We start from the raw sequence: 14,906 nt of genomic DNA on the forward strand, positions 1-14,906 counted from the left end.
TGCATGTTATTTGAAGATTTCGATTTAGACCCAAGGTTATTAGATTCACTGAAAGCCATGGGCCACAAAAGCCCCACGACAGTTCAACAACAAGCTATTCCTATGGCGATGGAGCAACGGGATATTCTTGCGCGTGCGCCAACAGGGACAGGTAAAACAGCAAGTTTCTTATTGCCAGCCTTACAGCATCTGATTGATTTCCCTCGTCGTTTCGAAGGACAAGCCCGCATCATGGTGTTAACACCTACCCGTGAGCTAGCCAGTCAAATTCATCGTTATGCATGTCATCTCGCAACTGACTTAGATTTAGATATTGCCATTATTACTGGTGGCGTTCCTTATGGGCCGCAAGAAGAAGCCCTTGCAGGTAATATCGATATATTAATCGCCACACCAGGCCGATTGATGGAATACCTAGACAAAAGAAAATTCGATGCTACTGAGGTCGATATTCTAGTGATTGATGAAGCCGACCGCATGTTAGACATGGGATTCTCTTCAGTGGTGCAAGCCATTGCGATTGAAGCACAAGGTCGTAAACAAAACATGTTGTTCTCTGCCACTTTAGAAGGCAGCGGGGTTGAGCGTTTCGCACGTGATCTATTGAAAGATCCTGTCACCATAGATGTAGAAGCACCTCGCAGCGAAAAAGCTAAAATTCATCAGTGGGCGCATTTAGCTGACGATAAAGATCATAAATTTGCCCTACTGTGTAACATCTTAAGACAAGAGCAAGTTAAGCGAACAATCGTATTTGTTAAAACCCGTGAAGCGGTGGCTAGCCTTGAAGGATTATTATTAAAGGCCAATATACCTTGCGCGTTTATGCGTGGCGACATGGAACAAAAGAAACGTTTTCAAGCCCTAGGACGTTTTACAAAAGGTGAAGTCAATGTGCTATTGGCTACCGATGTGGCAGCCCGTGGTATTGACGTTGATGATATTACTCATGTAATTAACTTTGACATGCCACGTTCAGCTGACACTTATGTGCACCGTATTGGTCGCACAGGGCGCGCTGGCGCTAAAGGTACTGCTATTTCATTAATGGAAGCACATGATGTACGAATTGTCGGTAAAATTGAGCGCTACATTGAGCAAACGTTAAAACGCCGTGTCATTGAAGAGCTTCGTCCTAAACATAAAGAAGCTAAAGTGCCGGGTAAGAAAAAAGCTAATGCCAAGGACCCTAAAAAATTCTCTAAGAAGTCAAAAAAGAAAAAATAATTAATATTGGTAGGTAATCTGCTTACTGGAATATTTCAATATAAATAAAAAACGAACCTAAACAGGTTCGTTTTTTATTGCCTGTATTATATTTAGGTTGATATTTAAAAAATTCATCGCCCGCACATGCTAATTTATTTATCAAATCGCCCCAAGATGTTAACAACCGCAACATCCTGCTACAGCTAATTTACATAAACCAGTTTAGCTGAATCATAAAATCTGCTAATTTAGACAGATTACTGATAAGAATAAAAAAATGTACAAATATTGCCTAAAAACACCGCATATTGTGCAAAATACATTCATCAGCATCATTTCAGCATGGATACGCAAAAAGAATGAAAACTATTTTAAGAAGACTGACCCCCCTTTTTATCTTGATCGTGGCAATTGGATTTGCACAGCTACTAATGCAAACCCAGGAAGCTCCTGAACAAAAAGACGAAGCAGAAATTCTCACTATTATTGATGTGATGACAGTAAAGCAACAAACGGTTTCATTAAACCTACCTTCGTATGGTGTGGTTAATCCCAAATATAAAACTCAGCTCGTAACAGAAGTACAAGGGCGACTACAAAATATATCTGCCGAGTTTGTTGCGGGCGGCATAGTTAAAAAAGGCGATCAATTAGCGTTAATTGAACCTTCTGATTATGAAGCTGACTTGATGCAAGCAGAAGCCAATGTGGCACAGGCTACTGCAATGCTAAACGAAGAAATGGCCCGTGGCCAAGTGGCTAAAATAGAATTTAAAGATTTCGATAACGGCGTTGCCCCAGAATTAGGCTTACGTATCCCGCAGCTTAAAAAAGAACAAGCAAATGTAAAGTCGTCTAAAGCTGCACTGGCCCGTGCGCAACGTAATCTTGAACGTACCATTATTCGCGCACCGTTTGACGGCATTATTAAAGCACGTCATGTTGACCTAGGCCAATACGTCACGTTAGGCACTAATTTAGGCGAGCTATACGATACCAGTACCGCAGAGATTCGTTTACCGCTGACCAATAATGACTTGGCTTACTTAGAGTCAATTGACAACCCAGACACCGAAGTCACCTTAAGCGCTTCTCTAGCGGGTCAAAACATGACCTGGAATGGCAATATTATCCGCAGCGAAAATGTCATCGATGAACAAAATCGTATGGTTTATCTCGTTGCTGAAGTGATTGACCCTTATCTTATAAAGTCAAAAAATAATAAACAGTTACCATTGAAATACGGCAGCTTTGTCACCGCAGTCATTAAAGGCCGCAGCGTAAGCGGTATTGTGCAGCTTCCACGTCATGTATTACGTAATGACCAAGTCGCCATTGTCAGTGATGATAATATCATTGAGATGCGCAGTGTTAACCTAGTCAGAACCGACATTGACAGTGTCTATATTAAAGACAGCTTTACCGATGGAGAGCGCATCTCAATGACCAATGTCGCCAACCTATCTAATGGTCAAAAAGTAAAAATATTAGATGAGGACGATAAGTTAACCCCCACAGATGATGTATCTGATGATGAGCTAACCCCTGCAGGAGAGCTGTGATGCAGAGCCATTCAGGAATCATATCTTGGTTTGCTCGCAATAACGTTGCAGCAAACTTACTCATGCTAGTACTGATTATCGGTGGATTATTCAGTGCCGTAATAATTAATAAAGAAATTTTCCCCAGCTTTTCACTTAATCTTATCAATATTACTGTGGCCTACCCAGGTGCTGCCCCACAAGAAATTGAAGAAGGGATCAACATCAAAATTGAGGAAGCTATTCAAGACATTTCTGGGATTAAAAAAACCACCTCGGTGGCTAGCGATAGTATAGGGTCTGTCACCATTGAAGTTGAGGATGGTTTCGATGTTCAGCAAGTGCTTGATGAAGCTAAACTGCGTATTGATGCTATTGCCACCTTTCCTGATAACATTGAAAAGCCTAATATTTTTCAAATAAAGCCTGAAAACAATGTAATTTGGGTGTCGGTTTATGGCGATATGTCAGCCCATGACATGAAGGAGATGGCTAAATCAATTCGTGAAGACCTCACCGATTTACCCGGCGTAACACGGGCTAAGCTAACAGGTGTAAGAGATTACGAAATTGGCATTGAAGTGTCTGAAGATAAGCTACGCGAATATGGTTTAAGTTTTAGCCAAGTGGCGCAAGCGGTCCAAAATGCCTCTATTGATCTACCCGGCGGCTCTATTCGTGCTCAAGATGGTGACATATTATTGCGCACCAAAGGCCAAGCCTATACTGGCGAAGACTTTGCTAAAATTGTGGTATTAACCCGCACCGACGGCAGCCGTATTATGCTGCCTCAAGTGGCGAATATTAAAGATGGCTTTGAAGAAAGATTAGAATACACCCGTTTTAATGGCAAGCCAGCGGCAATTATTGAAGTCACCAGTATTGATGATCAAGACGCGTTAGCGATATCTACACAGGTAAAAGCCTACATAGCCGAGCGTCAAAGCACCCTGCCCGCTAATATACAAGTAGATACTTGGGGGGACTTAACTCACTATCTTCAAGGCCGCTTAAACATGATGTTATCTAACATGTTTTACGGTGCACTGTTGGTATTTATTATTCTTGCCCTGTTTCTTGACCTTAAATTAGCTTTTTGGGTGATGATGGGGTTACCTGTGTGCTTCTTAGGGGCAATGTTGTTAATGCCAGCGGTTGGCATGTCGATTAACATGTTGACCTTATTTGCTTTTATCTTGGTACTGGGGATTGTCGTCGATGATGCCATTGTGATCGGTGAAAGTGCCTACAGTGAAGTTGAAGAAAACGGTCATTCTTTACACAACGTGATAACAGGTGTGCACAAAGTTGCTATGCCTGCCACCTTTGGGGTACTGACCACCATTGCCGCTTTCACGCCAATGATTTTGGTATCAGGTCCGATGGGGATTATTTGGAAGTCTATCGGCATGATTGTTATTTTGTGTTTAGCCTTCTCACTCATTGAATCAAAATTCATCTTGCCAGCACATTTGGCACACATGAAAGTCAAAAAGAAAACCGCGCCGACTAATGTATTTTCGCGTTTTAAAGTTGGCTTAAATGACAAGCTACAATTCTTTATTCACCATAAATATCGACACTTTTTAGAAGCCTGCATTAGGCAACGCTACAATGTTGTTGCAGTCTTTGTCGGGGTATTAATTCTCTCTATCGCTTTGGTTGCTAGCGGGAAAGTGCGTTGGGTATTTTTTCCTGATATTCCATCTGACTTTATTCAAGTTCTACTAGAAATGGATGAAGGTAGCTCTGAACTCAATACCTTAGCCACGGTCCAGCAGGTAGAAGATGCTTTATATCGAATGAATGATGTTATGGAGCAAGAATATGGCACAGGTGTAGTTAAACACAGTTTTGTGTCGTTAAGCTCACGTACTTCAGCGTTTATTTTTACTGAGTTAACTAAAGGTGAAGACCGGGACGTTGATGGCGTATCTATTGCCGAAGAGTGGCGCAAACAGTTACCTGAATTACTGTCGGTTAAAAAACTCAATATTAATGCCAGCACTAATGAGACCGGTGGAGATTTATCCTTTAGATTAACCTCAACCGATTTAGATCAACTGGCCCTAGCCTCTAAAGAAATTAAAGATAAGCTGGCAACCTATGAAGGTGTATATGATATTTCAGACAACTTTTCGTCGGGCAGCCAGGAAATTCGTCTTAATATTCTGCCAGAAGCACAGGCACAGGGGTTAACTCTGTCTGACTTAGCGCGCCAAGTGCGTTACGGCTTTTATGGTTACGAAGCACAACGTATTTTGCGTAATAAAGAAGAAGTTAAAGTGATGATCCGCTACCCACTGGAGCAGCGACGCACCGTGGGGCATCTTGAAAATATGATGATCCGCACCAGTAACGGCCAAACGGTACCATTTTCAAGTGTAGCCGCAATAGAGTTAGGCGACTCTTATGCATCTATTACCCGTGTAGATGGTCGTCGTGCAATTACCATTAGCGCTAATGCAAATACCAACAAAGTAGAGCCTAGTAAAGTTGTTGATGAGGTACAGTCTGAATTTATTCCCTACTTATCAGCAAAATACCCCCATGTATCGGCCTCATTAGATGGCAGCAGTCTGGATGAGCAAAATGCCATGTTAGGCTTAATACAGGGCTTTTTCTTCGCCATGTTCACTATTTATGCCTTAATGGCTATTCCACTTAAATCATATACTCAACCTTTAATCATTATGTCAGTCATCCCCTTTGGGATGATTGGCGCGTTAGTCGGCCATTACATGCTGGGATTATCAATGAGTGTATTGAGTTTATGTGGCATCGTGGCGTTGGCTGGTGTGGTAGTCAATGATTCGTTAATCCTAGTGGATTTTGTGAATAAATCCCGCGAAGAAGGCAAGTCGATTATGCAATCAGCAATCGACTCAGGTTGTTATCGATTCAGAGCAATTATTCTTACCTCGTTAACCACCTTTGTTGGCCTTGTTCCAATTATTATGGAAAAAAGCTTACAAGCTAAAATTGTTATTCCTATGGCAACCTCATTAGCTTTTGGTATTTTGTTTTCCACCGTGGTGACGCTAATTTTAGTGCCCGTTCTGTATATTATTTTGGATGACATTAAACGTGGGCTGAAACGCTTTTATTTATGGTGGTGGCGACCTAAAACCACAGATGCGGATTATTATTAATCTGTAGCCAGTATCGATTATGAATCGTTATAGTTTTCAAACAAAAACAGCGCTTATTTAGCGCTGTTTTTGTTTGTCTAATCTGAGATCTGTCCAGCATTCATTTATTAATGCATGGGTTAACATAAAGCAACATTCACAACTTCAGCATGCAATGTCGCAAACTCAACCTACAGACCATACGACGACTCACAACACCTTGGTTTATGATATTCGCCAAAGTCGCTATATCAATTTAACCAGTCGTTGCACCTTACGTTGCAAATTTTGCCCGAAACATAATGGTAGTAAGCAAGTTGCTCAATATGATTTAACCTTAAGCAAAACCGTTACTGCTGACGATATATTGCCATTATTGGGACAGGTAGATAAGTTTGAAGAGTATGTGTTCTGCGGATATGGAGAACCGACACTGAATTTAGACGCCCTGCTGACGATAGCGAAAGAATTGCAAAGTCGTGGCGCCCAAGTCAGGCTTAATACCGACGGATTAGGTAACCTATTTCATCGTCGCAATATTTTACCTGAACTGGCCACGTGTATTGATGTGATGTCGATATCACTCAATGCAGACACAGAGCAGGCCTATGTTGAACATTGCCAACCCAAATTAACACACGCTTATAGTGCTGTGCGTGAGTTCATCACCTTAGCCCCACAATATATCCAATCAGTATCGGTCAGCGCAATAAACGGGCTAGCTGGTGTTGATATTGAGAAGTGCCGAACAATTGCGTTTGATGCTAATTGTCACTTTACCGAACGCCAACTTGATATCGTGGGTTAGCATGATTTAATTAACTAATTCATGCTAATATTAGCGTCCACTTCACTTTAGTGTAGTTTGGCTACTTATACAGACAAAGTTGGCGCAATGTTTAAAAGAAAAACAACAATTTCAGGTATTACATCCCTCATTGCTTCAGTCCAAGATATTCATTGGTCTCGCACCCAAATTTTATCACTTTTTAGTCAGGTTATTTTATTGCTGATTGGGCTGATTATTATCAGTAGTACCATCATTGATATGGGTGAGCGCAGACTACAGGAAGACTGGGCTGGCCAACGATATAGCGAATTACAAACAGTAGCCTCACTCGCCACTGACAAAATGGGTTTTTTACAATTTAGAACCCAAACATTTGCTAATGGAGAGTTGCTTCGTCAATACCTTTCTAGCCCGAATGAAGAACAAAAACAAAAACTTTTTCAAAGCTGGAACTCTCTAACACAAAACATTCCTGAATTACTTGGCTTGGCATTGTACGACCCGCAAGGAAAACTTAAATTTTCCACATCAAATAATTTAGAAAACTTAACCCTACCCCAAAAATTATTGAAAGGGAAAAGCACCATGGGAGGTGCTGAAATATACTCCTCTGATATGGCATTTACCCCGATTGATGGCAAACTCGAACCCTATATATATCAACTTGCATGGTTAGAAAACCTTGATCAATCTATCAATGGTTATCTAGTCACATTTAACTCTGTTACCCGATTATTAGATACCATAAAACCGGCTTTTTTTAATCCTAACTCGCCGTTATTGTTATTAGATAGTCAGAGTTTTTTATATGCTGGCGCAAATCAGCCTAGTCCATTAAATAATATGCCTGATACCTTAGGAGCAAGTTTAAAACAAACCAACCCTGAGCTGTGGCAATCTATGGCGATGAACAATTTCGGCCAATTTCATAGTAAAGACTCTACATTTGTTTACTTGAAGGTGGAGCTTACCGGGCAAAGTGAATCAAAAAAAGAATATTTCTTTTTATCTTATATTCGTCACCAGGATATCGCTGCACGTTTTGATCCCTGGAAAATGGTACTTATCGTTGCCAGCATTGTGATCGGGTTATTAGGCATAGGAGTAATTGTTTTTCGCCAGCGTTATTTAATGGAAAATAAGGCCAGAAATAATAGTATTCGCTTGTCGAATGGATTATTTAATACCGAGTTAAGTTACGCTATCGTCAATGATAGTGGCCGAATTCTGGGAATTAACAACAGTGCTGCAAACTCATTAAATTATCAACTAAATACCTTAACCGATCGCAGTTTACAGCGAGTGATCAATCTTTCTGACGACAAATTTGAAGCGCTGAAAACAATTTTACGTACCGACCAGTATTGGTCTGGCTGTGTCAGTTTAGAAGATGATAACCATCAGGTTAATATCCACATACACCGCCAAGCACTATCGCAAAAGGAACATTACTGGATTGTGGTATTTAATGACATCAGTGAATTAGTTGCTAGTCGTCAACAGGCTTTCCTCAATCAATTGCTCAGCGAAAACGCAATAGCAACCACATTAACTAACGCTGAGGGAAAAGTAATTAACTGCAACCATAGCTTTGATAATTTAATGCAGCTGCGCGGCGAACACCAGGTTGATATTAAGACACTGCTGGGCAGCGAAATTAGTGATATTTGGAGTAATATTCTTACCCAGGTGACCCTGCAAGGTGAGTGGCAAGGTCATGTAACGCCATTTGATCAAAGCCGTTTTATTGAAAACTTAAAAATTACCGTCATGGGCCATATGTCTCTTGAAGGGGATATTGAATACCTTATCTTTACTGTCGAAACCAATGCCACGGGTCCTGTGATCAATCACAATATGATCACCCCAAAAAGCAGTATGGTGATGCGGTTAGTTGATTTAGAAAACTACTTCAACAATACCAGTGAAAACATTAAAGCCAGCTCAAGCTTACTGGTCATGGATATCAATCCAGAAGGTATTTTTAGTAACATGGGCGACATCAGTCAGCTTGAAAAGCGCCAGCAAGATATTGAGGTTCAAATGTTGATAGACTTACCGGCAAACTATCAATTAGCTCACTGGCAATTGGGTAAGTTAGTGCTATTTTTACCGCACACTGATGCCACCCGAACCCATTTATTTGCTATTGAGATGCTTAAAAAGCTCGCAACAAAACACTTAGATGAAGGTATAAATATTGGTATCGCAGGCTATTGTGCTCCTCAAAGCCTTGAGCAATACCTCATCAATGCAGATGTGGCATTAAAGCGCGCTAAGCAATCAGGTGACCAAAATATTTGCCAAGCCTTTACCCGGACCTTTGATTATGAAAGCAAGTCACCTCTGGAATAAGCACACTATTCCTGTTCAATACTAAATGGATTCACATTGTCAGGTAATTTGCTTTCAGTTATTTCAATAATACTTGAGCGGTTCATGGTCACTTTAAAGCGAGCGTACTCAGGCGCTTCTTTGCCATCTTTGAGCACCGCAACTAAATTGAGTTGATAACGGCGCTCTACAGATGCATGACTCACCTTCCCCTCTGATTCATGGTAAATTTTTGCGTTGCCGCGCTCAAGGTATCTAGCAAAGGGAATTAAGCTGAAATTTACTTGCTCTTGAATTTGCGAATATCCTGCCTCAAAGGGTTTATTGGTGACTTTAGTCGCAATACGGTAGTGCAATGTTGTCGTGTCGACCTTATTTTGGCTATGACGTTGTTTCATAATTTCGGCGACATGTTTTGGAATATCTTGCGGGCGAATAAACTCCAACCAAACTAACTGCTTAGCAACGATTGCTTGCGTAGTGGTATCACGCAATATTCGACTCCAACGCGGTCGTCCGCGCTGAATAAGGCGCCACATGGCATTGCGAATATCTTCTTTAAATATCTCACGAAAACCATATATCACTGCCAAAGTCAGTAATAAGGTCATCGTTAGACCATTGAAGAATCCTTGAGCCTTAAAAATAAGCGCTGACACAACAAGCATAACTAACCCTGTGGCTAATCCAGTCACAAACTTCTTTAACCCGATCCCTAAAGGCTTTAATTCTTCTTTTAATACTACCCCTTGCTGAATAAGCCTACGAAGCAGTAACATTTTATTAGAAATACGATTCGCATCTTGCTTAGTTTGAGTCGAGTTATAACGCTTTTCTACTTCACGATATTGATTTTCGCTGCGACACAGTAAAATAACTTTCTCTGTAATGTCATTATATTCAGCACTACGAGGTCGAGATGCTAAAGTTTTGAGTAATTGTTGCTCACAAAACCAGGACAAATAATTATCGGCGTGCTCAAAGTATGACTTCCATTTTTCTTCACTGGGTTCATTACGGCGGAATTTTTTTAGTAACTGCGCGACGAGTTCGCACAAATCATTTAAGACGGGATAAAATTCATTTGCCTCTGACTTTTGACGTAACTCTTTAGCATCGGTTTCAATCGCAACAGCAAATTGATAAGCAAATAGATTAAGATATAAACGAAACTCTTCCAAAGTACGTTTATTCAAACTGGCAAAACGAGATTGGACTAGCGGTAAATGCAGCCCTTTGGAGTAATATGAGCGTCGGCCAACTATACCGCTATGATAATATTCCTCCTCATTTAAGGTATTACTACCGATCGACATTTCATTAGGTAAAAAAAAGTACAAATCAAAAGTTCGTTGAACGCCTGTGCCCATTTGATGGCTAAATTTAACCGAAAGCGCTTCTTCTTGTTTAACTTTTACCTTTGCCACTGATCCACTCTACTCGCATATTCGATGCTAATAATCTTACTATAGATTAGTTAAATTTCTTACAATCTTAATTTAATTTAATCAGTTACAACCAAGATTAAAGTGTAACAGTCTGAAAATTAAGTCACTAATTTGTTAGATACAATAATTTAAATTCCATCGTTTAAGTTGGATAGTTTACATACAATAAACCATCTTTTAAAAGATATTTGGGGTATAAATTAGCTATAAAGCTCAAATCTTCGCCATGATACTGACAAGAGGTGAAAAACTGAAATATAGATAAGCACACACAATGATGATCAATATTAGCATCAAAAAATATAACCTATAGGGCATGGTTTTATAGGGCAAACCTAATAAACTAGATGCACGAACTAAATTCCTTTTATACAGTACGGCTCCTTGTCCTGGAATGTATTCGAGTAAGCAAGCTTGGTCTTTACCTAAAAAATGGACTAATGATTCAATCGTTTTTGAGACACTTACGTGGGTCATAGACGATGATGCGAGCTGACTTATTGGAACGACCTGGCCTCGATGCAGAACTAGCTGTTCAAGCACCCAAAATTCTTGATCATTTAAAGGCCAGCTGAGGTCTCTTGAGGGATCAACGAATAATTTATTGGGCCGATCAAACCAACAACTCCCGATTTGCATGCCTTACTCTCGCTAGGTTCTAAAGGGTGATCTAGCCTCACATGTTAAGTGCTTACCTAGCATGTGAATGCCTTTACAACGTCGAAGTCATTCAACATTCTTTGCCATATTGTGCACCTAACTAGCGATTAAAATCGTGAACCTGAGCGCGAATCGAACATATTAAAGTAATAATATCGATTTTATAAAACGGGGATAGCAATGAAATCAAGAGAAATACTTTAAATTCAAGCTAGAATGCAAAAATATAGCTGGTAAATACCAGCTATATTGAGGTAAAAACACTCAAACAGAAAGATTAAAAGGCATATAACAAGGTCATATTAGTTTCTGTATCAGTGCTTTCTTTACCTTCAAGCGGATCGCTATTATAACGCACAATAACGGCGAACTTCATTGCTAGTGCGCCAACAATGTTTGCGGTTAATGATGTTTCTGAGCGCGCATCTAATTTTTCACCCCAGTCGGCAACAAAACGTTGTTGGAATTTAGATGAATCACTGATTTTAGTTTGATAATTTAACACGGCGTGAGCAACAACGCTGTCTTCAGAATCATAGCCTTCAGCCAGTGCCGTTTCTTCATCTAAACCTTGATAAATATAACCGGGACCAATTTCAGCTTGTAGAGATGTATCTGCAGTATCAATAAGGCGATGACCATAACCTGAAGAGGTTGTTGAGGTAAAATCATAACCAGTAAAAGGATCGACTTCATAATTGGTGTTGGCGAAAATATAGCTACGCTCATTAATTTGATAGTTACCTTGAGCACCGACAAAATAACGTTTTGCAGTGACATCACCGGTATCTTCTTTATAAAGCCCCTCGAATAAGTATTGGTTTTCCCAATTATCTAGCTCATGCTTCAAATCTAAACGTGCTTTAAAAGAAGATGTATCTGTGTTGCCTGTCGTTAAGGTTGCCCCTAATTCAGCTTCCCCACCAAATGTGTCATCACCTTCAACAAAATCAGCACCAGCTTGAGCTGTGAATGGTATTGCAAATGTTATTGCAGCAGCTAAAAGCATTTTTCTCATATTATTAGATCCTTTTCTGTACGTTAATCCTCTCAAAATCGGACGCATATTAACACTTTGATAATAAAATTGAAAAACTGACTGAACGGTATGCCTTACTAAATATTGATTAATCATGCTCTAGTACTAGACTTTTTGATTGCCAGCGTCCACTGCGCCAGCGCCATAACATGGCTAATCCACGCACCCACTCATCAACCGCCAAAGCGGCCCATATACCAACTAAGCCATACTCTAAATGAATACCGAGCCAATATGCCCCAGGAACCGCAATACACCACATAGAGAAAACACCAACAAAAAACGGAAATTTGGCATCACCACTGGCGCGTAATGCATTAATCACCACTAAATTAAATGTGCGTCCAGGCTCCATAAACAAGGTGAGAATAAATAACGGTGCCACTAATTGCAGCACATCGGTTTCATCGGTAAACAATGCCACAAGATCTTGGCCCCAAATAGCGGCTAATGCGGCCACTGAAGTGGTGACTATTAACCCCAACTTCAAAGCACGATACATTTGTTTTTCAGCAGCTTTAATAGCTTTAGCTCCCACTAAGTGACCGATAATGATTTCATTACCAATACCTATGGATAATCCAAACAACAAAATAAACATACAGATTTGAAAGTATAACGACTGTGCGGCTAATGCTTTATCGCCCATCAAACCAACAAATGAGGTCACCACTAAAAACTGCAACATCCAGGACAAATTCTCTCCCGCTGCGGGCAAACCAATGTGAAACACTTTTTTAAGCATTGTCCATTTTGGTTTAATAATTGAAGGGACATGCAGGCTAATTCCGGTATAACGTACAAAAAGAACCAACATGATGCATACACCGATAATACGCCCCGTGACAGTGCTAATTGCCACACCGGCCACGCCCATTTCAGGTAAGCCAAACCAGCCATAGAGTAGGAGTAAATTACCGACAAATGTGATGATATTAATCGCTAATGTTACCCACATAGCTTGCAAAGTATGACCATGGGCGCGCATTGCTCCAGCAATACACATCGCCATAGCTTCAGGAATTAAACATAAGCCGACAATTTGTAAATATAACTTACCGTCTGCAAGTAAGTGCTCGGGTAAATTCATTAAATAAAGAATAGAGCTGGCACCTGCAACAACGCCAAACGCCGCAACCACTCCCACACCTAGGTTAAAACCGATAGCCGAGTAAACAACATCACGGGCAGCAGCTTTATTTTTAGCACCAAGATATTGGGTTATCACCACACTTGCACCAATACTGACAAAGCTAAATAAGGTAATGGCTAGTTGAAACACCATATTGCCAACAGACAAGGCTGCAACACCTTGATACGAAACATGACTGATCATAAATGTGTTTAACGCTGCGGTTAAAAAGTGCAGTGCAAAATCAATAAATAATGGCCAGGTTAAGCTAAATAATGATAACGGTTTATCTGTCGCGGTTTGCATAATTGCGGTTTCACTAATGTTTGTGATTAATAATGAACAAGAGAGTAGGTCGATATTTAAATTCGACTCGGATTAACAGATTACAATTACAGTATGACGAAAATGCATCAACTAACAAAAAACTATAAATGCTATCAAACAAAAAGCCCGCCGAAACCTAAGTCTGACGGGCTTTAACGCGGCTATAAATTAGACTATTTTTGGGTCTAACTCGCCAGATTGATAAGCTTTATACATAGCCTGTAACGACTTAGGCTTAATTTTAGATGCCATACCAGCACAACCAAACGCTTCATAGCGCGTAGTACAAATGTCTGCCATAGCTTCCATTGATGCTTTTAAGAATTTACGTGGATCAAATTCTGCTGGATTTTCAGCTAAGAATTTACGAACTGCACCAGTAGATGCTAAACGCAAATCGGTATCAATATTCACTTTACGTACGCCATGCTTAATCCCTTCAACGATTTCCTCTAAAGGTACGCCGTAAGTTTCAGGGATCTGACCGCCATACTGATTGATAATCTTTAACCACTCTTGTGGTACTGAAGATGAACCATGCATTACTAGGTGAGTATTAGGAATACGGGCATGGATTTCTTTAATGCGATCTATTCGTAAAACATCACCTGTAGGCTTACGACTAAACTTGTAAGCACCATGGCTAGTACCAATTGCAATAGCCAATGCATCAACGTGAGTATCTGCAACAAAACGCGCAGCTTCTTCTGGGGTTGTTAGCATTTGGTCCATAGTCAGAATACCTGCAGCGCCGATACCATCTTCTTCGCCAGCTTCGCCTGTTTCTAAACTGCCTAAACAACCAATTTCGCCTTCAACAGACACACCACATGCGTGTGCGAAAGCAACAGTGCGACGAGTCACATCCACGTTATATTCATATGAAGCTGGTGTTTTACCATCGGCCATTAACGAGCCGTCCATCATAACTGACGACATACCTAATTGAATAGAACGCTGACAAATATCAGGGTCAGTACCATGGTCTTGGTGAATACACACTGGAATATCTGGATATTGCTCAAGCGCTGCAGCCATTAAATACTTTAAAAATTGTGGACGAGCATATTTACGCGCACCCGCAGAGGCTTGCACAATAACAGGGCTGTCTGTTGCTTCAGCCGCTTGCATAATTGCACGCATTTGCTCAAGGTTGTTTACGTTAAAAGCAGGTACGCCATAACCATGTTCAGCCGCATGGTCTAGCATTTGTCGTAGAGAGATAAGAGCCATTTTTGTTCTCCAATTATAGGGTGATTACTCACCTAGGTCGCTATTTTTTGGATGGATTTTTA

At 40.5% G+C, this 14,906-nt stretch carries 9 protein-coding genes; 5 read left to right on the top strand and 4 right to left on the bottom strand.

Going from position 1 to position 14,906, the window contains the following annotated elements:
- Nucleotides 1-3: 3 nt before the first annotated feature.
- The 5 genes from srmB to ACRWQL_RS06395 all read left to right on the top strand — a co-directional run bounded on the left by srmB (nt 4) and on the right by ACRWQL_RS06395 (nt 9,026).
- On the top strand, nt 4-1,227 hold the full coding sequence (srmB, locus tag ACRWQL_RS06375) for an ATP-dependent RNA helicase SrmB (protein ID WP_226410928.1): 1,224 nt from the start codon (nt 4-6) through the stop codon (nt 1,225-1,227).
- A gap of 341 nt (nt 1,228-1,568) precedes the next feature.
- The gene (locus ACRWQL_RS06380; RefSeq protein ID WP_434952804.1) at nt 1,569-2,771 is read left to right on the top strand and encodes an efflux RND transporter periplasmic adaptor subunit; all 1,203 of its coding nucleotides are present in this window, start codon (nt 1,569-1,571) and stop codon (nt 2,769-2,771) included.
- Complete coding sequence (locus ACRWQL_RS06385; protein ID WP_434952805.1) at nt 2,771-5,902, top strand: efflux RND transporter permease subunit; 3,132 nt, start codon at nt 2,771-2,773, stop codon at nt 5,900-5,902. Before ACRWQL_RS06380 ends, ACRWQL_RS06385 begins: the two co-directional genes overlap by 1 nt.
- Nucleotides 5,903-6,056: 154 nt before the next feature.
- Complete coding sequence (locus ACRWQL_RS06390; protein ID WP_434952806.1) at nt 6,057-6,689, top strand: TatD family nuclease-associated radical SAM protein; 633 nt, start codon at nt 6,057-6,059, stop codon at nt 6,687-6,689.
- 87 nt (nt 6,690-6,776) lie between these two features.
- A complete protein-coding gene (locus ACRWQL_RS06395; protein WP_434952807.1) occupies nt 6,777-9,026 on the top strand; it encodes a PAS domain-containing protein in 2,250 nt (749 codons plus the stop codon).
- A 5-nt stretch (nt 9,027-9,031) separates the two neighbouring features.
- Here the strand turns inward: ACRWQL_RS06395 and ACRWQL_RS06400 are convergent, their stop codons facing one another.
- The 4 genes from ACRWQL_RS06400 to fba form a co-directional block, all read right to left on the bottom strand.
- Nucleotides 9,032-10,432, bottom strand: coding sequence for a hypothetical protein (locus ACRWQL_RS06400; RefSeq protein ID WP_434928395.1), 1,401 nt, complete (start codon nt 10,430-10,432; stop codon nt 9,032-9,034).
- Between the two features lie 958 nt (nt 10,433-11,390).
- Nucleotides 11,391-12,131 (bottom strand): DUF481 domain-containing protein, encoded by a 741-nt coding sequence (locus ACRWQL_RS06405; RefSeq protein ID WP_434928394.1) that lies wholly within the window; start codon nt 12,129-12,131, stop codon nt 11,391-11,393.
- A gap of 109 nt (nt 12,132-12,240) precedes the next feature.
- A complete protein-coding gene (locus ACRWQL_RS06410; protein ID WP_434952808.1) occupies nt 12,241-13,590 on the bottom strand; it encodes an MATE family efflux transporter in 1,350 nt (449 codons plus the stop codon).
- Nucleotides 13,591-13,779: 189 nt separating this feature from the next.
- A complete protein-coding gene (gene fba / locus ACRWQL_RS06415; protein ID WP_226410935.1) occupies nt 13,780-14,844 on the bottom strand; it encodes a class II fructose-bisphosphate aldolase in 1,065 nt (354 codons plus the stop codon).
- Nucleotides 14,845-14,906 lie beyond the last annotated feature (62 nt).

Source organism: Shewanella sp. HL-SH4 (assembly GCF_051164845.1).
GTDB lineage: Bacteria > Pseudomonadota > Gammaproteobacteria > Enterobacterales > Shewanellaceae > Shewanella > Shewanella glacialimarina.

Bases quoted from the DNA above. Each gene is read 5' to 3' on its own strand.
- srmB (WP_226410928.1), top strand. From the start codon at position 4: ATGTTATTTGAAGATTTCGATTTAGACCCAAGGTTATTAGATTCACTG.
- ACRWQL_RS06380 (WP_434952804.1), top strand. From the start codon at position 1,569: ATGAAAACTATTTTAAGAAGACTGACCCCCCTTTTTATCTTGATCGTG.
- ACRWQL_RS06385 (WP_434952805.1), top strand. From the start codon at position 2,771: ATGCAGAGCCATTCAGGAATCATATCTTGGTTTGCTCGCAATAACGTT.
- ACRWQL_RS06390 (WP_434952806.1), top strand. From the start codon at position 6,057: ATGTCGCAAACTCAACCTACAGACCATACGACGACTCACAACACCTTG.
- ACRWQL_RS06395 (WP_434952807.1), top strand. From the start codon at position 6,777: ATGTTTAAAAGAAAAACAACAATTTCAGGTATTACATCCCTCATTGCT.
- ACRWQL_RS06405 (WP_434928394.1), bottom strand. From the start codon at position 12,131: ATGAGAAAAATGCTTTTAGCTGCTGCAATAACATTTGCAATACCATTC.
- ACRWQL_RS06410 (WP_434952808.1), bottom strand. From the start codon at position 13,590: ATGCAAACCGCGACAGATAAACCGTTATCATTATTTAGCTTAACCTGG.
- fba (WP_226410935.1), bottom strand. From the start codon at position 14,844: ATGGCTCTTATCTCTCTACGACAAATGCTAGACCATGCGGCTGAACAT.